At 44.4% G+C, this 20,744-nt stretch carries 20 protein-coding genes; 14 read left to right on the top strand and 6 right to left on the bottom strand.

Translation table 11 applies throughout. The features are described 5' to 3' along the window. Positions 1–17: 17 nt before the first annotated feature. Positions 18–725: a ComF family protein gene (locus NCI00_RS08560; RefSeq protein WP_253526712.1), complete on the top strand. Its 708-nt coding sequence runs from the start codon at positions 18–20 to the stop codon at positions 723–725. A 74-nt stretch (positions 726–799) separates the two neighbouring features. On the opposite strand, the gene NCI00_RS08555 is transcribed toward NCI00_RS08560, so the two are convergent. Further along, entirely contained in the window at positions 800–2,107 is a 1,308-nt protein-coding gene (locus NCI00_RS08555; RefSeq protein WP_253526710.1) for an SUMF1/EgtB/PvdO family nonheme iron enzyme, read from the bottom strand. A gap of 397 nt (positions 2,108–2,504) precedes the next feature. Between NCI00_RS08555 and NCI00_RS08550 the strand changes: the two genes are divergently transcribed. Then, positions 2,505–3,920, top strand: a complete 1,416-nt coding sequence (locus NCI00_RS08550; RefSeq protein ID WP_253526708.1) for a hypothetical protein — start codon at positions 2,505–2,507, stop codon at positions 3,918–3,920. Here the strand turns inward: NCI00_RS08550 and NCI00_RS08545 are convergent. Together NCI00_RS08545 and ruvC are read right to left on the bottom strand one after the other, a co-directional pair. Further along, complete coding sequence (locus NCI00_RS08545) at positions 3,904–4,914, bottom strand: WD40/YVTN/BNR-like repeat-containing protein (RefSeq protein ID WP_253526706.1); 1,011 nt, start codon at positions 4,912–4,914, stop codon at positions 3,904–3,906. The genes NCI00_RS08550 and NCI00_RS08545 overlap by 17 nt on opposite strands. Positions 4,915–5,070: 156 nt before the next feature. Further along, positions 5,071–5,661, bottom strand: a complete 591-nt coding sequence (gene ruvC, locus NCI00_RS08540; RefSeq protein ID WP_114065373.1) for a crossover junction endodeoxyribonuclease RuvC — start codon at positions 5,659–5,661, stop codon at positions 5,071–5,073. Between ruvC and NCI00_RS08535 the strand changes: the two genes are divergently transcribed. Genes NCI00_RS08535 through NCI00_RS08525 form a run of 3 tightly spaced genes read left to right on the top strand, consistent with a single transcriptional unit; the run spans position 5,660 to position 8,553 of the window. Further along, entirely contained in the window at positions 5,660–6,661 is a 1,002-nt protein-coding gene (locus NCI00_RS08535; RefSeq protein WP_253526704.1) for a lysylphosphatidylglycerol synthase domain-containing protein, read from the top strand. The genes ruvC and NCI00_RS08535 overlap by 2 nt on opposite strands. Before the next feature lie 47 nt (positions 6,662–6,708). Then, complete coding sequence (locus NCI00_RS08530; protein WP_253526702.1) at positions 6,709–7,839, top strand: glycosyltransferase; 1,131 nt, start codon at positions 6,709–6,711, stop codon at positions 7,837–7,839. A 39-nt stretch (positions 7,840–7,878) separates the two neighbouring features. After that, on the top strand, positions 7,879–8,553 hold the full coding sequence (locus NCI00_RS08525; RefSeq protein WP_253526700.1) for a polysaccharide deacetylase family protein: 675 nt from the start codon (positions 7,879–7,881) through the stop codon (positions 8,551–8,553). A gap of 79 nt (positions 8,554–8,632) precedes the next feature. Here NCI00_RS08525 and NCI00_RS08520 read toward each other — a convergent pair whose 3' ends face one another. Further along, the gene (locus NCI00_RS08520; RefSeq protein ID WP_253526699.1) at positions 8,633–9,298 is read right to left on the bottom strand and encodes a DUF3267 domain-containing protein; all 666 of its coding nucleotides are present in this window, start codon (positions 9,296–9,298) and stop codon (positions 8,633–8,635) included. 39 nt (positions 9,299–9,337) lie between these two features. Continuing rightward, a complete protein-coding gene (locus NCI00_RS08515) occupies positions 9,338–11,062 on the bottom strand; it encodes a GMC oxidoreductase (protein ID WP_253526698.1) in 1,725 nt (574 codons plus the stop codon). A gap of 149 nt (positions 11,063–11,211) precedes the next feature. Between NCI00_RS08515 and NCI00_RS08510 the strand changes: the two genes are divergently transcribed. The 8 genes from NCI00_RS08510 to NCI00_RS08475 all read left to right on the top strand — a co-directional run bounded on the left by NCI00_RS08510 (position 11,212) and on the right by NCI00_RS08475 (position 18,135). Beyond that, entirely contained in the window at positions 11,212–12,381 is a 1,170-nt protein-coding gene (locus NCI00_RS08510) for an AAA family ATPase (protein ID WP_253526697.1), read from the top strand. A gap of 3 nt (positions 12,382–12,384) precedes the next feature. Next, the gene (locus tag NCI00_RS08505) at positions 12,385–13,059 is read left to right on the top strand and encodes a hypothetical protein (RefSeq protein ID WP_253526696.1); all 675 of its coding nucleotides are present in this window, start codon (positions 12,385–12,387) and stop codon (positions 13,057–13,059) included. 83 nt (positions 13,060–13,142) lie between these two features. Then, complete coding sequence (locus tag NCI00_RS08500) at positions 13,143–13,991, top strand: AAA family ATPase (protein WP_114065379.1); 849 nt, start codon at positions 13,143–13,145, stop codon at positions 13,989–13,991. Between the two features lie 46 nt (positions 13,992–14,037). Continuing rightward, the gene (locus NCI00_RS08495; RefSeq protein WP_253526695.1) at positions 14,038–15,240 is read left to right on the top strand and encodes a vWA domain-containing protein; all 1,203 of its coding nucleotides are present in this window, start codon (positions 14,038–14,040) and stop codon (positions 15,238–15,240) included. Further along, a complete protein-coding gene (locus NCI00_RS08490) occupies positions 15,240–15,950 on the top strand; it encodes a 16S rRNA (uracil(1498)-N(3))-methyltransferase (RefSeq protein ID WP_253526694.1) in 711 nt (236 codons plus the stop codon). The genes NCI00_RS08495 and NCI00_RS08490 overlap by 1 nt, the downstream gene beginning before the upstream one ends. Before the next feature lie 125 nt (positions 15,951–16,075). Beyond that, positions 16,076–16,480: a LytR/AlgR family response regulator transcription factor gene (locus tag NCI00_RS08485; RefSeq protein WP_253526693.1), complete on the top strand. Its 405-nt coding sequence runs from the start codon at positions 16,076–16,078 to the stop codon at positions 16,478–16,480. A 101-nt stretch (positions 16,481–16,581) separates the two neighbouring features. Then, the gene (locus NCI00_RS08480; RefSeq protein WP_229598998.1) at positions 16,582–17,256 is read left to right on the top strand and encodes a DUF4159 domain-containing protein; all 675 of its coding nucleotides are present in this window, start codon (positions 16,582–16,584) and stop codon (positions 17,254–17,256) included. A gap of 90 nt (positions 17,257–17,346) precedes the next feature. After that, entirely contained in the window at positions 17,347–18,135 is a 789-nt protein-coding gene (locus tag NCI00_RS08475; protein WP_253526692.1) for an acyl-CoA desaturase, read from the top strand. A gap of 64 nt (positions 18,136–18,199) precedes the next feature. Here the strand turns inward: NCI00_RS08475 and NCI00_RS08470 are convergent, their stop codons facing one another. Next, positions 18,200–18,730, bottom strand: coding sequence for a 5' nucleotidase, NT5C type (locus NCI00_RS08470; protein ID WP_253526690.1), 531 nt, complete (start codon positions 18,728–18,730; stop codon positions 18,200–18,202). A 151-nt stretch (positions 18,731–18,881) separates the two neighbouring features. Between NCI00_RS08470 and NCI00_RS08465 the strand changes: the two genes are divergently transcribed. Continuing rightward, positions 18,882–20,693 carry a T9SS type B sorting domain-containing protein gene (locus NCI00_RS08465; RefSeq protein WP_253526688.1) on the top strand — a complete coding sequence of 604 codons (1,812 nt, stop codon included), beginning with the start codon at positions 18,882–18,884 and terminating at the stop codon, positions 20,691–20,693. The last annotated feature ends 51 nt before the right edge of the window (positions 20,694–20,744 follow it).

Raw genomic sequence — 20,744 nt, 5'->3', positions numbered from 1 at the left:
AAAAAATAACCCCAAAAATGCCTCCAAAACTGCAATTTGCCCTTTTCTGGCGCGACGTACTTGATTTGTTTTATCCAAATCTGTGTAGCTCTTGCAAGGCGCAATTGGTGGGTAACGAGGAGTGTATCTGTACTAAATGTCGGGCAAATCTACCCCGCACGCAGTCGCATTTAATGAAAAATCCCGCCCTAGGGGAAAAATTTGCTGGAAAAGTACCCGTCGAAAATGTTTATTCCTTTTTAAAGTTTGAAAAAGGAGGTGGAGTACAGCGTATGCTTCATCAACTCAAGTACGGCAAACGACCCGAAGTAGGAAAGGTGCTGGGGCAAATCTACGGCTATGAACTTTTGCAGGCGGGGGTGAATCACTCTTTTGATTGGGTGATTCCTATCCCGCTGCATCCCCGAAAATTAACCCAGCGAGGCTATAACCAAAGCGACCAATTTGCGGCGGGCCTTTCAGAAAGTTTAGGAATTCCGTGGTCGGATGAAATTCTGAAACGGGGCAGATTCACGGAGACTCAAACGCATAAAACCCGCATCGAACGATTTGAGAATGTATCGGGTATTTTTGAAGTCACGCAGCCCGAAAAGATCCAGAACCGACGCATAGCCTTGGTAGATGATATTGTAACAACGGGGTCAACGTTGGAGTCGGCCATCATTGAATTACGGCAAAACGGGGCAAAGGAAGTCTCGGTCATAACGATAGCGGCGGCGTATTAGGAGGAAATAACCCAATAAAAGAGGGGCGACTGCATCTGCAATCGCCCCTCTTTCTATTTCAAAAAACGGAATGTTTATTTGTTTCTTCCCGTTGAAATCATTGCACAACGGAATCCGATGGTTGCGGTAGATGAATCTTGCGACAAGAAACGACGCGTACCTGGTGAAAGCCAATAGGCTACGTCATTCCAAGAACCGCCTTTATAAACCCGCAACTTATCATTTACGACTGAGTTGCTGTTTTTGGCATCGTAGCGTTTTTCGTCATCCAAAAAACCATCCCGACGTAGTGGGTTCAAATCTTTGAAGTCCATGTACGAAAGTGGACGATATACGTCATATACCCACTCGTTTACGTTTCCAGCCATGTTGTACAAACCGAAATCATTTGGCGGATACTTGTAAATTTCTTCGGTAATGATGGCACCATCGTTTGATTTACCAGCAATACCCGCGTAGTCACCGCGCGCCCGTTTGAAGTTGGCCAACATTTGACCTTTGTTTTTGCCGCGAGGATTACGCATCGATGAACCATCCCAAGGATAAATCCGCTGATTGGATTGGTTTTCGTCGGCATACTGCGTACCAATCATGGCTTTGGAGGCATATTCCCATTCGGCTTCTGTTGGTAGGCGATAATCAGGTAATACATAACCGCTTTCTACCGCAGGGCGTGCCGAAGGCGAACTGGCCATCAAAGCCTCTGACTCGGCCGCAGCTTGTCCTTTTTTCTTGCTACGCTTCATAGGAGAGCCTTTCTTGCCTTTGCCGTTGGCTTGTTTAGCCAAGTTGCTGTTTACAAAATTGGTCCGCCATGTAGAATAATCGTTGGCTTGAACCCACGAAATACCTACAACAGGGTACATACGGAAGCCTGGGTGACGGAAATAATAGGTTACGTATGAATCATTGAAAGACAATGGATCGTACCACACTGTGGTATCAGGCAACGCTTTTGCATATACTTCTGCCGACGAGTCGCGTTGGGTATAGTGCAAATACTCCAAATAGTGCAAATTGGCAATTTCTGTTTCGTCCATGTAAAATGACTGCACACTCACAGTACGCTCGCGGTTGTCGTGCGTACTCATCACATCTTCTTCCAACGCCCCCATCGTAAAACGACCGCCTTCAATAAAAACAAGGTTGGGTCCTACAACTTGTGACTTGTAAGGTAATACCACAAAACCGTCTGATTCCTGCGAATCTGCCGCACCTTTCTTCTTTTTACTTTTCTTTCCATTCTTAGAGGCAAAGTCGGAGTTTGTAGCCGTACTTTTTTTGCCTGGATTAAGGCTGGAAGGGTGTTTTGACTTACAAGCACTAAACAGCACCGTGGCTGCCAGTACCCAAATCGCCGCTTTCATACTGAATTTGACCATTTAGATTAAATAGTTAATCGTTATTTGATATTCGTTGCTCGTTATTGTGCTACAAGTGATACTCTTTCTTGGTAAAGAATCGGGCAAAAATACGATTATTGCCTAAAATACAACTAAAATTCTATTGATTTGTTCTGTATCAATAACTTTGCCAAACTTAAATAACCCCCAATTTTTGATTATACCTAAGGATTAATCCGTTTAATTTACCGGTCTAATAACGAACATAAAATTGGGTCTATTGTCCGTTCTGATGAGATTTTCAATAAATATTATCAAAGGGTGTTTTGAACAGTTACACAAATTGGAGCGCCTGAACCTAAGCTCTTTTCTCCTTACGCAATGGGTTAGGAGATGGGTTTGCTTGTTTTGGCTACTTTTTGCGTCATTACAAACAATGGCTCAGTCGAAAATTTCATTTGATACGCTTCAAAATGATTTGAAAGGTGCGCTTCAATTTTTAGCGGATTCACAGTGTAAGGAAACCATTGAGGGAAAAACGTACGCTGGAGAATGGCCTGCTTACATGCAAATGCATAAGCGTTTTGTCATGCTCGGTACGCGACAAAAATACCGTGATTCCAATAGCTTTACAACGTCGGGTATTTATAACTTATTGTCGGAGATGTACTTAACCGATACTTCTTTGACGCAAGTCCTGCCGATGTTGCGTGCTTCGTTTCCTGAGATTCAAAGCTATGCCACGGAGCAACGGTACAATTTTTGGAAACTGCTGCCGCCTAATCGGGATTTGCAGAAAGGCCGCCAACCTAGCGCTGTGCCGTGGGTGCGTCGGCCTACGCATTACAAACTTAGGTCGCGCTACATAAACAATGCCGCCAATGTCGAAAATGATGCCGACGATACTGCATCGGGCAATTTGGCGGAGTGGTATCATCGTCAAATTTTTGGAAAAGAAACAGGCCTGCGAGTTGTTAGTGATTCGTCGTCAAATTTTAGGAAGAGTTCAGATGACCGATTGGCCCCGTTTCAATTATTTGATACCTATCTTGACACGCTCCGAGAAAATCGGCATTGGTATAATTATTTATTTAACGGTTGTGCACATTCGGGAGCGTACATGACTTGGCTGGGGCATGAGGCCGCTTTTAAAAAATGGAGCATTGTCAAAACCTTCGGCCACAATCAGATATTTTATTTGAAACAAAGTATTTGTTATCCCAAGCCGTATCGCCCTTATATCCCCTACGGAACCAATGACGTTGATGCCGTCGTAAATGCTAATGTGCTGACTTATTTGGCCCAAAAAGGTGAGTTGACTTTGAGCAAAGGCACAAGCGGAGCTCATCGTTTTATTTATCATCAGGCCGTTAGAAAACGCTGGAGCCGGGCGGGGCATTATTATCCAAATCGGTATCATTTTCATTATGCCGTTTCGCGGGCTTTGGCGGCGGGAGATACCGCCTTGCTGCCCACTGCGCGCTTGATGCTTCAGCATTTGATGGAGTCGCAACGGCAGGCAGGAAGTTATCGGAGTCGCCGTCGGGTAAATCATGGTGACGAGTTACAGTCGACGACTTATGCGTTGTTGGCCTTGCTGAATTTTAAAAAAATAGGGCTAAACGTCCCCCATTCTTCATTGAATCGGGCCGTAAATTTTTTACGTAGCCAACGTCAATGTGTTGACAATAAGGTGTTTTGGAAAGGAGGGGTTTACTTCTCAGGTGGGACAGTGGTGCGCAATGTGCTCTATTTTACATCAGATGCTTACACAACGGCGCTGGTGGCGCAGGCATTGCAAAAATACATCATGCAGGAAAATCTCAGTCAATCAATCACTGGGCGTGACTAGCCGTCAAATCAGAATTAACTACGGTGATGTGTAGAAGCGTTTGCGCACTTCCGATGGCCAAAGCTGTGTGGTCAGAGGTGAAAATGGCTTCATATATACTAAATTGGTCGTTGAGCTTTACGCCAAATCGCTTATAATTCCCCGTTTTATTGTCCAACACGATTTGACCGTCGCAGGCGGTATAGAGGTCGTATTTGTGGTTAGAAACCCGTCCCCAAATCAAGCCCGCATCGTTAATTATCTTTTTTTGAGCGTTACGATAAATGCGTCCCTTCTTGCCAATCCAGCCTCCCGTGGCTACAAAATCAGTGGCGTTTTCAAACTGTATTTCGTGAAATATACTGTTCCCTACTTTTTGTTTTCGTTGCCAGCGGTCATTTTCGAGTGCGTACAGGTGGGTGCGGTTGGGGGTGTACATGAGCGCATAAACCTGCTGATTATGAGGGTTATACTTGACGCACCAAACCATTTTGAATGCATTGCTATACACTTTTCGCCACGTGCGACCACGGTCGGTAGACTTTAGAATAAAACCCAAGGGGATGGTTTTTTGAGAATGGGCAATGGCGGTATTGCCCCCACACACAAACGCCGTGGAGTCATTTACCACAGCCATGTTGTAAAAACAGGCTTTTTCGTACCCTTTTACCTTGATAACCTCCCAGGTCTTGGCCAAAAGATTGTGCTTATAAATAACGCCTTGGTCGGCACAGGCAATCAAATTTTGAGCATCAAAACGATCAATTTTATAAATATCAACGTGAAGGTTTGGGTAGGAAACATCCGTTAGATTTCCGAGAGAATCACTAGACTTTAATGTGCCATACTTGCCCCCAATCCAGAAGCGATTGCCTACGGGGACTATATCATAAAAAGAAGAGTCTTTAAACGTTTTGCCTTGTTGTAACACCTGAATACGTACTTCCTGCGCTTGGGCGCTGCAAAAAGCGATAAAAAGGGCATAGACGAGCGTTATTTTGGCGGTAAAGTTCAACAATGACGAGATTTTCTAAGGGTTCGAGTTTATAGACTTATTTGCAAAAATAGTCAAGAGACCTTTCTTTACAAACTTACAGGAAGACAACTTAGCGGGGTTTTACCACTATTTATTAAAAGGAAATGAGGTTTTTTACTTCATTTCCTGATTCTATTATTTGATTCGGTTGGGATTTTCGCTGACAAATGCCGACCAGCCCCCTTTTTTTGCTCCTTTCTTTTTGGAGGCTGCCGAGGGAAGCGCGTTGGCGTGGTAGTGGTGACAGATGGCAATGGCCACGGCGTCGGTAGCATCTAGGTATTGGGCTTCCAATTTTTGTTTGAGAATGCTTTCCAACATATAAGCGACCTGCTCTTTGGAGGCACTTCCGCTACCCGTGACCGACATTTTTACGGTTTTGGGCGAATATTCCACAATCGGAATGCTGCGATTGAGGGCGGCGGCCATCGCCACGCCCTGCGCGCGACCGAGTTTAAGCATGGATTGGGGGTTTTTTCCGTAAAAAGGGTCTTCAATGGCCATTTCATCGGGCAAAAACTCTTCGATTAACTGCGTGATGCGTTCAAAGATTTTCTTCAGTTTCAGTTCGTGGCTGTTATATTTGTCAAGTTTTAACACGCCGTATTGTAACAATTCAATGCGATGTTCGATGATACGGATGATTGCGTAGCCCGCAATGCGGGTGCCGGGGTCGACGCCTAAAATGATTTTTTCAGTTGGCTGATTTGATAGGTTTTGTTGCATGATGCAAAGTAACACCCCTTCGTGGTTTTCTCGGCGGTATTCTCTCAAAAAAATCGGATGGGTTTTCAAATGGCTGCTATTGGTCGCCATGCTTTCTTACCTGTACGTAACAATTCAGGAAAAAGGCCAAAGCTTACACGATGTCCTTCAATTGCTGCGGGAACGGCTCACCACCAATCACTTTGCAGAATTGGCATTAGTGATTTTGTTAACCCCGCTCAATTGGGCCTGCGAAAGCAGAAAGTGGCAATTGTTGGCCCAAAAGATTGAGAACATCAGTTTTCTGCAATCGCTGAAAGGGGTTCTGTCAGGATTGGCGCTAGGGTTTATTATGCCCAACAACGTAGGTGATGCCGCAGGCCGGGTGTTGTCGCTTCAAAGTCATCAGCGCCTGACGGGGGTAGGCGCGGCGCTGCTTTCCAACGGTTTGCAATTTTATGCATCTTTATTTTTTGGTACACTTGGCTGGGGATTTTTCATTGGCCAGCATCCTACGCTGCAGAGCTGGCCTCAGCTAACGCTGCTAGGGACATTAACGGCTACCTTGGTTTTTGGTATTTGGTTGATTATCACGCGTAAAAGTGCGGAGCGTTACTTGGAGCGTTTTAAATGGTTTCGGTGGATTGAACCCTACGTAGACGTGATTGCTCAATACGATTTGGTTGAAATTCGTCGGGCTTTTCGTTGGGCGGTACTGCGTTACGGTGTATTTACGCTTCAGTTTGGCCTGTTGCTTTCGATTTTTGACGTTTCATTGCCCATTTTGACGGCCTTTGCCTGTATTTTTCTGGTATTTTTTGCCAAAACCCTCATTCCTGCCCTCAATTTTTTGGGCGATTTGGGCATTCGTGAAGCTTCCTCATTGTACTTTTTTAGCTTTTACGACATTGCGCCCGCCCGCGTAGTGGCCGTAACCCTGACCCTGTGGTGCATCAATATTTTGCTACCAGTGTTGGTGGGGGCATTTTGGATGTTGAAGATGAAGTGGTGGCGGGAGTGATTAAGAAGTTAAGACTTGGAATGACCAGTTTTTTGTAATTTCGCCGCATGATGTATGGCGTCTTTTTTATTTTTTTTCTGTATGCGGGGGCTTGCCTGTGGCTCTGTGTACAGTGGATACGTATTCCTCAACGACATTCTGAAACAATTTCCGTCCCAAACGATTTTAAATTGTCGGTGATTATTCCTGTTCGCAACGAAGAACGGAACATTGGCGTATTGTTGAATGACTTGCAGCAACAGACGTTGGATAAGCGGCATATTGAAGTAATCGTTGTGAATGATGCTTCCACCGACGCCACTGAAGCGATTGTTCGGGCGTTTGTAGAAGACCATTTTTTGGATTTAAAGCTTATTTCTTTAAATGATGTTGCGGTCAAGTCACCCAAAAAACGGGCGATAACTGCGGCATTGAAAGTAGCCTCTGGCCAATTGATTGTCACTACCGACGGCGACTGTCGGGTGGGAGCTAAGTGGTTGGAGACGATTGTTCAGACTTATCTCCAAACCAACGCCAAGTTTATCAGTGGCCCTGTAACGTTTTTGGATGAAAAAAATAGTTTTGATATTTTCCAGACCATTGAATTTGCCAGCTTGATAGGTACGGGTGGCTGTTTGCTAGAAGCGGGGCACCCCACGATGTGTAACGGCGCTAATCTTGCGTACCAACGGGCGGCATTTGACGATGTAGGCGGATACGAAGGAGTAGACCAGATAGCGTCGGGAGATGATGAGTTTTTACTCCAAAAAATCCATCAACGGTATCCAGGAAGTACGTATTTTTTGAAAAATGAAGCGGCCATTGTTCGTACTCAACCGCAGGAAAATTGGCGGGCGTTTTATCGGCAACGGATTCGCTGGGCGGGAAAATGGGCCGTAAATCGCAGGCCCGCCACGATGATTGTGGCCGTTTTTGTGTTTATTGTCAATGCTTTGACGATTGTATTAGTGGCCAAAGCATTGGGAGAAGAAATGAGGAATTTTGGAATGAATACAATTTTAATTCTTAAATTTCTTCCTGAATTTCTATTTTTGGGTTTGATTATCAGTTTCTTGAAGAAACGTATCTTGGTTTGGCATATTCCTTTAGTGCAACTTTTTTATCCTTTTTATGTGTTGTTTTTTGGACTGGCGGCCCAACAGAAAGAGTATGAGTGGAAGGGGAGGAGATTGCGTTAAAAAGTACAGTTGACGGACAAAACTCACTATTTACAGCGAATGATTCCATTGTTTGTTCACAAATCACCCCGCCTGCTCAAGGCTTTCTACACACCTTTCGTGTGGAATATTTCGACCGACGAAAATATCATTTACCTTACCTTCGATGACGGCCCCATTCCTGATGTGACAGAGTGGGTATTGGAACAATTGGACCACTTTGATGCCAAAGCTACCTTTTTTTGTATTGGCGATAATGTGTTGAAATATCCCGATATTTTTTCGCAATTGGTTGTCAATGGACATAGCATTGGCAATCATACGCACAATCACCTCAACGGTTGGAAAACCGACGACTCAACCTATTGGCAAAACGTGGCCCAATGTCAAGAGATTTTGCCCGTAAAAACAAACCTGTTTCGACCGCCCTATGGCCGCATTAAATTGAGTCAGGCCAAGCCGCTCCTCAATGATTACCACATTGTGATGTGGGAAGTACTAACGGGCGACTTCGAAAAATACCTTTCTCCTGAGCATTGCCTCGAAAAAACGCTGAAACATACGCAGGCGGGTTCTATCGTGGTCATGCACGACAGCCTCAAAGCATGGCGTAACATGAGTTATGTACTGCCCCGGTTTCTTGAACATTTTTCAGCTTTGGGCTACCGTTTTGAAGCATTACCCCAACAGGTTTCGGTAGAATTCAAACTGGGCGAGGCCATAAAAGTCTATTGAGATAGCCGTCAGACGGTTATGTTTGAGGTGTACTAACCGTCAGACGGTTTGGTTTAGGACTATGATGACCGTCAGACGGTTATCTTGATTTTTCACGAAAAAAGTACGAGTAATTCTTCTCCTCTATATCGTCGTAAGTGTACATCCGTGAGGTACGGTTTTTGTAAAAATAACGAATCAGAATAAAATCGCCCATGCAAGCGAAAGTATGCAGGAATAGGGCGCTTCCCCAAAAAAACTGCCATTGCGGAAAAATAAACCATAAAACAGTGAGCGAAATTGTAATGACCACAAAAGGCATGGCGGCCACCAATGCATTTTCGCGGAGGGTCATGACAAATTTTTGAGCGTAGGCGTACACAATCAGGCTTTTCATTGACCACCCAAAACCTACTTTTTGAGCACCAATCAGCTTAAAGAATAACCCGTGAATGGCTTCGTGGATGGGGAGTAAAACAATAAAAAAACATAGGAACGCGAGACCGAATTGGGTGGCAAAGGTATTTAATCCACCTTCTGATTTTGGAATGAATTTTCCGATTGACCAGCCCACAACGCCCCCAATGCCAGCAAACACTGCGAAAAAAAGCAGCGATTTGGCGTTTAATTTGGGCTTTGTGGGTTGATTATCAGGTTGTTTTATTCCTAATTCCTGCATCAGAAATTTTCCCATTTCATCCACGTGGAAAGAGTCAATCAATTCATAAGAGTTAGCGTCGTGCAGTTGTTCTACGGTGGGTTTCATACGTTGTTTTTCATAAAAACCACGAAGGAAATAAAAAGTTTATAGATTCATTTTTTTCATTTCTTTGACGGCATAGTCAGCGGCCCGTGCCGTGAGAGCCATGTAAGTCAGCGATGGATTTTGGCAGGCCGATGAAGCCATGCTTGCCCCATCAGTGACAAACACATTCTTGCAGGCGTGTACTTGATTGAAGCCATTAAGAACCGATATTTTTGGGTCACGGCCCATGCGGGCGGTGCCCATTTCGTGGATGGCAAGGCCCGGGGCTTGGTGGTTATCAAACGCCGCCGTAACCTTAATGCCCGCATGGTGCATCATTTCTTGCGCTTGATTGAGCGCATCCAACACCATTTTATCTTCATTTTCGTGCCATTGGCAATCAATTTTCAGCGTTGGCATTCCCCATTTATCCTTTTTGTCAGGGTCAAGTTCGATTTTGTTGTCCACGTGCGGGAGCATTTCTCCCATGCCCGTCATGCTAAATGTCCATGGGCCGGGTTTGGTCATGCTCTCTTTAAAATCCGCCCCAAAACTGTCGGTTCCGTTGCCGCGTTCCCAACCCTGTCGCCCAGCTCCGCAGGCATAAGCGTAGCCGCGTACGAAGTCTTTTTGTCGGTCGTTGCCGAGATTTCTGAAACGTGGGACGTACGAGCCTGCTGGACGCCGACCAAAATAATAGCTATCATTAAACTCATCTCCTTCGTATATGCCACTTACCCGAATTCGGTAGTTATGGTCCATCAAATAACGGCCCAGTGCGCCGCTGTCGTTGCCCAATCCGTTGGGAAAACGCCCCGAAGTGGAATTCATCAAAATGGCGGTACTATTGATGGTAGCGGCATTGACAAAAATAATGCGGGCATAAAACTCCGTCATTTCCAAGGTATTGGTGTCAATGACGCGTACTCCCGTGGCCTTTCCCTTTTTTTCGTCGTAAATAATCGAATGAACAATGGAAAACGGGCGTAATGTCAGCTTACCTGTTCTGACAGCGGCCGGAAGGGTAGAGGATTGGGTGCTGAAATAGGCCCCATAAGGACAACCTCGGCTGCACCAGTTGCGGGACTGACAAGCCGAGCGACCCAAGGCCGTATGAATTGTCGAAGGCTTGCTTAAATTGGCGGTGCGACTGATGATAAAATGCCGGTCGTTGTATTTATTGGCGACGGTCTTTTGGAAATGTTTTTCAAGGCAATTTAGCTCAAAGGGCGGCAAAAACTCGCCGTCGGGTAAGGATTTAATGCCGTCTTTATTGCCCGAAACCCCAATAAAACGCTCAACGTAACTGTACCACGGTGCGAGGTCTTTGTAACGAATGGGCCAATCAACCCCGATACCTTCGCGGGCATTTTCTTCAAAATTATCCTCGTTCCAGCGCTGTACCCACCGCGCCCACATCAGCGATTTGCCGCCTACCTGATAGCCGCGTGTCCAGTCGAAAGGCTTGATTTGGGTATAGGGATGTTCGTCGTCTTTGACAAAAAAATGATTGCCGTACTCGTTGGCGGCCGGGCCCGTTTTGCGCTGAATCGGCACGCGGTCAGCGAGTTCGAGCGGCAGGCGTCCACGGTGGGCCATCTCCCACGGTGCCGACATCGTGGTGGGATAATCGACAACGTGTTTTACGTCGCGACCGCGTTCGAGCATCAGCGTGCGTAATCCTTTCTCGGTCAATTCTTTGGCGGCCCAGCCACCGCTGATGCCAGAACCAATGACGATGGCGTCGTACGTGTTATTTTTCTGAACTTCGGTATTGAGGTACATTTTGTAACGTTTTACTTTAACTTATTATAATAAGTCTCACTCCCGTTTTTTATACTCCTAATTCCGTTGTTTTTAAGCCGGCTAAACGAAGCAATGAGACAATAAAAAAAGTGTAATTTGCGGCAGGAAAAAGAAGCGAAAGCAAAGACATGGTTCAACAGATAACAATTGAAAATTTCAAATCTATTCAGTCGCTCACGTTGGAGTTGGGGCGGGTGAATGTCTTTATTGGTGAAAACGGCAGCGGGAAAAGCAATATTTTAGAAGCTATTGCGATGGGCTCAGCAGCTGCTGAGAATAAATTGGATAATGAGTTTTTGAGCTCTCGGGGAATTAGGGTAACCGAGCCGAAGGCGATGCGGAGTGGGTTTGAGAAGGACGAGTTGGTAAAGGATATTGCAATGCGTGCTGTGATTGATAATTTTTCCACAGATTTAATATTGAAACATGATAATTTTCAATATTCTAAATGGCGGGTTGTATTAAATGGTTTTGATTTGAATAAAGGAATTGAAAACATAGAGAAAGTAAAAAATATAAAGCAGGCACTAGCTAAACATTCAGAAGTAATCAATTACGACAAAATAGCCGCTTCACTTGAATTACTGGTAAATCAAATAAATTTAACCAATAATGTATTTAATGGGGAGATTGAAAAATTTCAAAACTTTTTAATATATGCACCTGAAAATTATTTTTTACGCCTTTTTGAAGACGAAAAGCAAATTGATCCATTGGGAGTAAAAGGAGAAGGACTATTTAAATTGTTATCAAATTTAAATGAAGAAAAACCCGAACAATTTCAAAAAATTCGGGAAAATTTAGAATTGATAGATTGGTTTGAAGGCTTTGAAATTCCCAACGATTTGCGCTTTACCGAACGGCGGATTCGTATCAAAGACCGCTTTTTGGAAGAAGGATTGGCGTATTTTGACCAACGCAGTTCCAACGAAGGTTTTTTGTATCTGCTGTTTTATTTCTCATTGTTCATCAGCGATTACACCCCTAAATTCTTTGCCATTGACAACATCGACAACGCCATGAATCCCAAACTGGCGAGCCGATTGGTGCAGCAATTAACGCAACTTGCCAAAGAACATGATAAACAGGTAATCATGACTACCCACAACCCTGCGGTGTTGGATGGGCTTGATTTGAAAGATGACGAACAGCGCCTTTTTGTTATCTCGCGCAACAAACTTGGGCATACCAAAGCCTTACGCATTACCCATAAACCTACCCCCGAAGGGCAGGAACCCGTGCGGCTGTCGGAGCAGTTTTTGAGAGGATACATTGGCGGGCTTCCTAAAAACTTTTAATGTATGCCTACTTTTGGACTGATTGCGGAAGGCGTCACTGACCATGTGGTTTTGGAAAATATTTTGGTGGGCTACTTCAATGACCCTGATCTTGATGTTCGTCCGCTAACACCTTTGCGGGATGCTACTGATGCTTTGCAGGGGTTTGGTGGTTGGTACAATGTCTTTGAGTATTGTAAATCCTCGTTTTTCAAAGACGCGTTTATTCAAATTGATTACCTTATTATTCAGATTGATACTGACTGCTCCCACGAGAAAAATTATGATGTACCTCCGATTCATGGTGAGTCGACAGAAGAATTTATTGAACGAGTAATTGCCAAATTTGTGGGACTGTTTCAAAATGGCTTTGGAGAGAAATTTTATGAATCGCATCAACGTAGAATTCTTTTCGCAGTATCGGTCAATGAAATTGAGTGTTGGCTGTTGCCACTTTATTCAACTGAAAAAAAGACGCAAGCATCATCCAATAATTGCATCCATAAACTCAATCAATTGTTGACTAAAAGCAAAAAAGACATTATAAATCCTACTCGGAAAGATGCTAAAATCTATCAGAAACTGTCCCGAGAATTCTGTAAAACAAAGATTCTGAAAAACGCATATCCACAAAATCCAAGTTTCAACTATTTTGTGGAGCAGTATCTTGTAAAGATTGAAACAGCAAACCTAAGTTAGAAATCGAAAGAAAGTAATTGGTTGATATTTAGATGGTTAATGCAGTCGAAAATCGTCAATCGAAAACCCAAATTTTTAAACTAATGAATCTCCCATTTGAAGGAACCGATAAATACGTAGCAACGCGAGAATTGTCGGTCGCGGTCAATGCCGCAGTTAGCTTACAAAAGCCACTTTTGCTGAAAGGTGAACCGGGTACGGGCAAGACCATGCTGGCCTATGAAGTGGCCAAAGCACTAGGTAAACGGCTCATAACGTGGCATATAAAATCAACCACCAATGCGCATCAGGGGCTTTATGAGTATGACGCTGTATCGCGTTTGCGGGATTCACAATTGGGCGATAAGCGCGTGTACAGCGTCGAAAACTACATCAAAAAAGGGAAATTATGGGAGGCGTTTGAGTCGGAAGAACAAGTGGTATTGCTGATTGATGAAATTGACAAAGCCGATATTGAATTTCCCAATGACCTGTTGCAGGAACTCGACCGCATGGAGTTTTACTGTTATGAACTCGACCGCACCATCGCGGCCAAACAGCGCCCGATTGTCATCATTACTTCAAACAACGAAAAAGAATTGCCAGATGCGTTTTTGCGGCGGTGCTTTTTCCACTTTATTCGTTTTCCCGACCGTGATACCATGCAGCAAATTGTACATGTGCACTATCCCGAACTGGACAAAGAGTTGCTTGAACGCGCCATGAAAGCATTTTTTGCCGTGCGCGACGTGAAAGCCCTGAAAAAGAAGCCTTCTACGAGCGAACTACTAGATTGGATAAAATTGCTTTTGTGGGCAAAGGTCTCTGCCGATGACCTCAAAGACCTCGAATCACTGCCCGAAGTGCCACCGTTTTTGGGTGCTTTGCTCAAAAATGAACAGGACAATGATTTGTACGCAGCACTACGGGCAAAAGGTTTTAAACCGTATTAATGAGTCGAATTTGATAGGATGGGTTTCTGATTTAATGGTTGCGAATATGTTCTTAGACTTCTTTTTACTGCTAAAAAAACACGCCCTGCCCGTTTCTATCGGGGAGTACTTGAACCTGTTGGAAGGGCTCAAACGACAGGTGATTGACATGAGTGCGGAGGAGTTTTATTATTTTAGTCGCACGGCGCTTATCAAAAATGAGATGCACTACGATCTGTTTGATCGCCTTTTTGCCGAGTATTTCAAAAATGCCCAAACCGTCGAAGCAAAGATAATGGAGACCCATTTGCCGCCCGAATGGTTTAAAGATGCGTTGTCGCGCGAGTTGACCGACGAAGAAAAAGAGATGATTGAACGAATGGGTGGCTTGGAAAAGCTTTTTGAGCGGTTTCAGCAGTTGCTACAAGAACAAAATGAACGTCACGACGGAGGCAATACTTGGATTGGTACGGGCGGGACTTCACCTTTTGGCAACAATGGCTATAACCCAGAGGGTTTTCGGGTAAAAGGGCCTTCGGCGGGCAACCGTACGGCCACCAAAGTTTGGGAAAATCGGGAGTATAAAAATTACGACGAAGACCTCGAACTCAACACCCGCAACATGAAAATGGCCCTGCGCCGACTGCGTATCCTGACCCGCGAAGGCGTGGACGAAGAACTCGATATGAATGCCACCATCGAAGGCACCAGTCGCAACGCTGGCATTCTCGATATTCACATGCATCCGTCGCGCAAAAACAACGTGAAAGTATTACTGTTGTTGGACGTAGGCGGTTCGATGGATGAGCACATCGAGCAATGCTCCCAATTGTTTTCGGCGGCTAAGTACCAGTTCAAACACATTGAGTATTTCTATTTTCATAACTGCGTTTACGAAACCCTTTGGCGCGACAATACCCGCCGAAGTTCACGCGTACCTACGTTGGAGGTATTGCATAAATACAACAAAGAATACAAAGTGATTTTTGTGGGCGACGCCTCCATGGCTTCGTACGAAATTACGCATCCAAGAGGCAGCGTAGAGCATTATAATGAAGAGTCGGGGCTGGTTTGGCTCAATCGTTTTAAAGAGCAATATCCTCATTTTGTGTGGCTTAATCCCGTTACGGTGGCTGATTACTGGAAATATACCCACAGCATAAGTATCATTCGAGAATGGGCCGACAATCGAATGTTTCCGCTCACACTCAGCGGCCTGACTCAAGCAATGAAATGTTTAAAAAATCCTAAAGTTAAATTTGAAAGTTAATGCACCTCTTTTACCAGCCTAATTTCTCCGAACTCTCCGCTTTAATTGACGACGAAGCTTTTCATGCCGCCAAAGTACTGCGTCTGCGTGAAGGGGAAGCGGTGCGCGTTACAGACGGGCAGGGGAGCTGGTTTGATGCGGTTGTCCAAAGTAGTACACCCAAACGTTGTGATTTAAAAGTGGTTCAACAAACGGTACAGGTCCCGCGCCCCTTTCGGATTGAAATTGCGTTGGCCCCGACCAAAAACATGGACCGAATTGAGTGGTTTGTGGAAAAAGCGACCGAAATCGGGATTGATACCGTTTCGTTTTTTTATACCAAACATTCTGAACGACGCAACATGAAGTTGGAACGCCTGCACAAAATCGCCGTTTCGGCCATGAAACAATCTTTGCAGGCCTTTTTGCCCGAAATAAAGGAAGTTGGTGATTTTGGGAAATATATCCCTACGGTCAATATTACCCAAAAGTTCATTGCACATTTACCCGAAGATAAAATCCCCGCGCATTTATTAAAGAAAGCCAGTCCTGAACAGCATTATACCGTTGTGATTGGCCCCGAAGGAGATTTTACGGAGGCCGAAATACAGTTAACCCAACAGCACGGATTTGAGATGGTAACGCTCGGTAATACGCGTTTACGCACCGAAACGGCCGCTTTGGTGGCTTGCCAAACGTTGCATTTGGTGAATATTATATCCCAACCCTAACGCTTCGCTTGTAAGTTCTCTACGGTTCACTTGGCTATTGGTACGATTCACTGTTTCTTATTTGAATTAGGGCTGCTTCAAACCCCACCTTTGGGGCATTGAAAATCTCTAAATCAACTTTAGCCATGTCGCAGCCACAACTCTTTTCGCTACCTCAACTTGAAGAAAACCCCATTCACCGCCTTTGTATTCACATCGGTGGATTGGTGAGAACCATTGACATTCAAAGCATTATGTACCTCCAATCAGAGGTAAATTATACCCGTTTTTTTGCCAAAGACGGAAAGACCTACTTGGAGGCTAAGACATTAAAACATTTTGATAAAGTACTGGAAGATACCGAGTTTATTAGAATTCATAAGTCTTATTTGGTCAATCGAAATTGCATAGTATCGATGACTTCCGATTTTGTTTTACTCAAAAATGGGGTTCAGCTGCCCGTTTCGCGCCGTAAAGGGCGAGCCCTCAAACGCAATCGGAACGTGGTTTCGCTTTTTAGCAAACTGCGCGAGCGCCGAACTTGGTATTGATTTTGCTAGAGATGGATAAAATCGGTATATATGTTTGCGTAAACCGTTCGTTTACGTTAAGTTCGTAAAACCATAAATTATCCATTTCAGACAAGGCAACTATGACACTTATTCGCCTTTTTTTTGTATCCACTCTGCTGACGGTTTTCTGTTTCTTGCCCTCCGCTCATGCGCAATACGCGTATAAGATTGCAAAACTTAAATACGGCGGCGGCGGTGACTGGTACGCCAACAAAACATCATTGCCCAATTTAATTAAATTCTGTAATCAAAACCTACGCATGAATGTCTTCCCCGACGAAGACATTGTGGAGCCGGGAAGCCCCGATTTATTTTCCTATCCATTTGTCCATTTAACGGGCCACGGCAACGTCCTGTTTTCGGATTCGGAAGCGCGAAATTTGCGTCGTTACATGATTTCGGGGGGCTTTTTACATTTAGACGATAACTATGGCCTTGATAAATTTATTCGGCGTGAGATGAAAAAAGTCTTTCCCGAATTAGAGTTTGTGGAAGTCCCTTATACACATCCGGTTTATCATCAAAAATTCAATTTTCCCAACGGCCTGCCCAAAGTACACGAGCATGATGCTAAATCTCCACAAGGATTTGGGCTTTTTTGGGAGGGCCGTTTGGTATGTTTTTATAGTTACGAGTGCGACTTAGGAAATGGTTGGGAAGACCAAAGTGTTTATAACGACCCCGAGGAACTGAGACAGCAGGCATTGCGCATGGGAGCCAACTTGGTACAATACGCGCTTACGGTAAACCAATAACGGCGAAAATTCGCTTTTTTCTGTTGGTTTTGCCGAAAGTATTTCTTAGATTTGTACAAGTTTTCACATTAAAATAACCCGTTAATTTTCATGTACGCAGTATTGGCCGCTTTTTTTGGACACTGGTATCTTTCCTTGTTTTGTCAAACATTTTTCTTGCATCGTTATTCTGCCCATAAGATGTTCACTATGAACAAATTCTGGGAGAAGTTTTTCTATGCCTTAACCTACATTTCGCAGGGTTCATCCTATTTAAGCCCGCGTGCTTATGCCATTTTGCACCGTATGCACCATGCATTCAGTGACACCGACAAAGATCCGCACTCGCCGCACCATACCGAGAACGTATTTACGATGATGTGGAAAACAAAAGATATTTATAATGCGGTTTTGAGCCGTAAAATGAAAGTTGAGGCTCGCTTTGAGCGTGATTATCCTTATTGGGAAAAACTCGAAAAACTGGGTGATTCGTGGATGTCGCGTCTTGGCTGGGGGCTTTTGTACTCGGCTTTTTACATCTTCGCGTTCATGTATTTGGATATGCACTGGGCGTTTTTCCTGTTGTTGCCCATCCATTATTTGATGGGACCTGTACACGGTGCAATTGTCAACTGGAGCGGACACAAATACGGCTACCAGAATTTTGACAACAAAGATGAGTCTAAAAACTCCCTTATTTTTGATATTTTGATGATGGGAGAGTTGTTTCAGAACAACCACCACAAACTCCCCAACCGCGTAAATTTCGGAGCAAAATGGTTTGAGTTTGACCCAACTTATCCAGTAATTAAACTCTTGAGCTGGACCAAAATCATTAAGATGAAAGAGTCAAAAGTAGGAGTTGAAGTGCCTAAACAAAAGGCCGAAATGATGCAATAATACAGTTTTGTGTCTTATATAATAACAACGAAAAAGGGGCGAAATATTTCGTCCCTTTTTCGTTTTAGAGCAATCGAGAAGCGATTTCTTCCCAGCCCATGACTCGGTCAAATTCGGTATCTTCTAAATTATGAGGTGCATTAAACAATAACCCTTTCCCCTTGAACGTCTTTAGGTTACGGGGAAGGTCGTCAACCAAATAATCTCCACTGAGCACACTTTTGTCGCCGCAGAAAATAATATTTGACCAAGGGATAAAATCGAAGTGTTTCTTTAACCAATCGTATTTTTCTCGAAACGAATTGGGGAACTCCATCGCCGCCGTTGCCACAAAAATTTCATATTTTTTACTTAGTGCGAAAACCGTTTCCTGGGCATTGGGCACCAAAGGAATATCACTGAAAAAGCCTGGCTCATGAATGAGGCCATACAAGCGTTGATGATGGTCGGAAGATAGAATTTTGTGTAAAGACATTTTGTCGAATTCTTCGCGGGCAAGGCCCGTTCCGAAGTCACGCACGATAATATCAGCGAGTTTGCCGTGGGTATCGGCCAATACGTCATCTTGATCTAAAATAAGGCGAGGTTTTGTCATTATCATTGAAACGTTAGTTATAAAGACAACCGTCTCAATTTTTGAAAAATTCACCATTCCTCAAAAAATTGCGTTTTAAAAATAGTACAATCTGCAAAAACCTTCTTTTGGAAATGGAGTTAAGTCATTGATACATTGTTATTTTTAAGCTATGCCGAAGCGTTACATTATTTTTTTTCTTTGGTGTTTGGCGCTGCAAGGAAGGGCCCAAAGAAATGACTGTAATTTGTCAATCAACAAGCCAATAGTAAGCGTATCAAAAGCAGGAAGACCTGCGGTAGCGGCCCTAACGACCGTTTGTCAGGATAGTTTAGTCCAGCTTAATCTAAAGAACCACGAAAAAGGAACGGTGGTGCAGTGGAGGTTGAATAACACAGATATTCCAAACGCAACAGATACCATTTTGGTCATCAGAAACAATCAGGCAGGAGTTTACACTTGTATCGTTAAAAACAATGTGTTGTGTACAAATCCCGTCATCTCTGACCCCGTGGCTATTACGCTGATTCCAAAACCGATTGTAGGTCCAGTCATGCGGGGTGGTTTTGTGGGTACGCCCTGCGTGGATGGTTACGAAAAACTGACCGTCACCGCCACCGGAAATAGTTCGTTAAGTTATCAATGGTTGAGCGAAAACAGGCCGATTGAGCGGGCAAATTCAACTTCCTATGACGTTATTGAAACAGGTGTTTATTCCGTAAGGGTCACGGACTCTGACGGATGTGCTACCGTATCTGGTAATTTGACCGTCATTCCTGCTACACCACCCAAAGCCGAGATTAGTGCTTCAAAAGGTGGGTTTTGTGCGGGAGAAAACGTAACGCTTTTTTCGACCCGAGGCCGCACCAACGTTTACCAATGGATGCGAGACGGGCAACCCATTGGCGGCATCAAAGACACGATTATTATTGCACAGGCAGGGGTGTACAGCGTAAAAGTGACCGCGCCCAATTCATGCTCGACTACTTCATTGCCTATCACCGTAATTCGGCACCCCGAACCCGTAGTTTCAATCGAAAGTCCTGGAAATGAGTTTTGTCCAGGGGCGGCGCTGCCTCTAACCGCCGCAGGAACTGATTTGAAAAAGTTTGAATGGATGATGAATGGGCAACCGATTAAAGGAGCCTCCAAAAATAAGTTTGAAGTAAATGTGGAGGGGAGTTATTCCGTAAGTGTCACTGATACAAATGGTTGTAAGGCGGTAGCGAAAGCCGTTGAAGTAAAAAAAGTGGATAAAATTACGGTGCGAATCGACTCTCTCCCCGATTTTTGCGGGCCATTCGGCAGCCCGATTCCGCTTAAAGGTATACCCTCGGGTGGAATTTTTTCGGGAACGGGCGTGGTCAATGAAACCTTTGATTCAAAATTGGCGGGCGTTGGTGAGCATGTTGTTACTTATGTTGTACAAGGAGCTTTGGATTGTTTGAACGGGGAAGCCCAGAAAAAAGTCATTGTTTCGCGCCCCCCAACGCTCAATTTGGGAGAAGACCGCATTATTTTTCAGGGAAGTTCCTTATCGCTTGACGCTGAATTGGGCATTGGTTATACCTACCAATGGACGCCCACGGCGGGCGTGGATAATCCTGTTTCGCCCAAGGCGTTGTTTAGGCCCGAACAAACCACGACTTATCACATTGTAGCTACGGGACCGATGGGGTGCTTGGCCGAAGACAGCATTACCATTACTGTATTTTCAGGCGTGTATGTTCCTGATGTCTTTACGCCTAATGGGGATGGTCAAAACGATACGTGGGAATTGAAAGGCTTAGAGCAGTACCCCCAAGCCCAAATTACCATTTTCAATCGTTGGGGACAGGCCGTTTTTAATGAAACTGGCGAAGCTCCCAAACCTTTTGATGGTACTTTTAATGGGAGTGTATTGCCCGTTGGCGAATACGCCTACGTTATCCTTACCGAACCAAACGGGCACGTATTGCGGGGAAAAGTATTGCTTCTGCGGTAAATAAAACAGGCAGCCTGCCGAAGCAAACTGCCTGTTTTTAGGTATTTATAA

The organism is Runella salmonicolor (genome assembly GCF_024158025.1).
Taxonomy (GTDB): Bacteria; Bacteroidota; Bacteroidia; order Cytophagales; family Spirosomataceae; genus Runella; species Runella salmonicolor.
The sequence above is the reverse complement of the archived record's forward strand: the minus strand, read 5'-3'. Positions and strand labels throughout refer to the sequence as shown.

Bases quoted from the DNA above. Each gene is read 5' to 3' on its own strand.
- NCI00_RS08475 (WP_253526692.1), top strand. From the start codon at position 17,347: ATGTACGCAGTATTGGCCGCTTTTTTTGGACACTGGTATCTTTCCTTG.
- NCI00_RS08515 (WP_253526698.1), bottom strand. From the start codon at position 11,062: ATGTACCTCAATACCGAAGTTCAGAAAAATAACACGTACGACGCCATC.
- NCI00_RS08495 (WP_253526695.1), top strand. From the start codon at position 14,038: ATGTTCTTAGACTTCTTTTTACTGCTAAAAAAACACGCCCTGCCCGTT.
- NCI00_RS08555 (WP_253526710.1), bottom strand. From the start codon at position 2,107: ATGGTCAAATTCAGTATGAAAGCGGCGATTTGGGTACTGGCAGCCACG.
- NCI00_RS08490 (WP_253526694.1), top strand. From the start codon at position 15,240: ATGCACCTCTTTTACCAGCCTAATTTCTCCGAACTCTCCGCTTTAATT.
- NCI00_RS08560 (WP_253526712.1), top strand. From the start codon at position 18: ATGCCTCCAAAACTGCAATTTGCCCTTTTCTGGCGCGACGTACTTGAT.
- NCI00_RS08520 (WP_253526699.1), bottom strand. From the start codon at position 9,298: ATGAAACCCACCGTAGAACAACTGCACGACGCTAACTCTTATGAATTG.
- NCI00_RS08470 (WP_253526690.1), bottom strand. From the start codon at position 18,730: ATGACAAAACCTCGCCTTATTTTAGATCAAGATGACGTATTGGCCGAT.
- NCI00_RS08510 (WP_253526697.1), top strand. From the start codon at position 11,212: ATGGTTCAACAGATAACAATTGAAAATTTCAAATCTATTCAGTCGCTC.
- NCI00_RS08480 (WP_229598998.1), top strand. From the start codon at position 16,582: ATGACACTTATTCGCCTTTTTTTTGTATCCACTCTGCTGACGGTTTTC.
- NCI00_RS08465 (WP_253526688.1), top strand. From the start codon at position 18,882: ATGCCGAAGCGTTACATTATTTTTTTTCTTTGGTGTTTGGCGCTGCAA.
- NCI00_RS08505 (WP_253526696.1), top strand. From the start codon at position 12,385: ATGCCTACTTTTGGACTGATTGCGGAAGGCGTCACTGACCATGTGGTT.
- NCI00_RS08530 (WP_253526702.1), top strand. From the start codon at position 6,709: ATGATGTATGGCGTCTTTTTTATTTTTTTTCTGTATGCGGGGGCTTGC.
- NCI00_RS08500 (WP_114065379.1), top strand. From the start codon at position 13,143: ATGAATCTCCCATTTGAAGGAACCGATAAATACGTAGCAACGCGAGAA.
- NCI00_RS08535 (WP_253526704.1), top strand. From the start codon at position 5,660: ATGATGCAAAGTAACACCCCTTCGTGGTTTTCTCGGCGGTATTCTCTC.
- NCI00_RS08485 (WP_253526693.1), top strand. From the start codon at position 16,076: ATGTCGCAGCCACAACTCTTTTCGCTACCTCAACTTGAAGAAAACCCC.
- ruvC (WP_114065373.1), bottom strand. From the start codon at position 5,661: ATGCAACAAAACCTATCAAATCAGCCAACTGAAAAAATCATTTTAGGC.
- NCI00_RS08525 (WP_253526700.1), top strand. From the start codon at position 7,879: ATGATTCCATTGTTTGTTCACAAATCACCCCGCCTGCTCAAGGCTTTC.
- NCI00_RS08550 (WP_253526708.1), top strand. From the start codon at position 2,505: ATGGCTCAGTCGAAAATTTCATTTGATACGCTTCAAAATGATTTGAAA.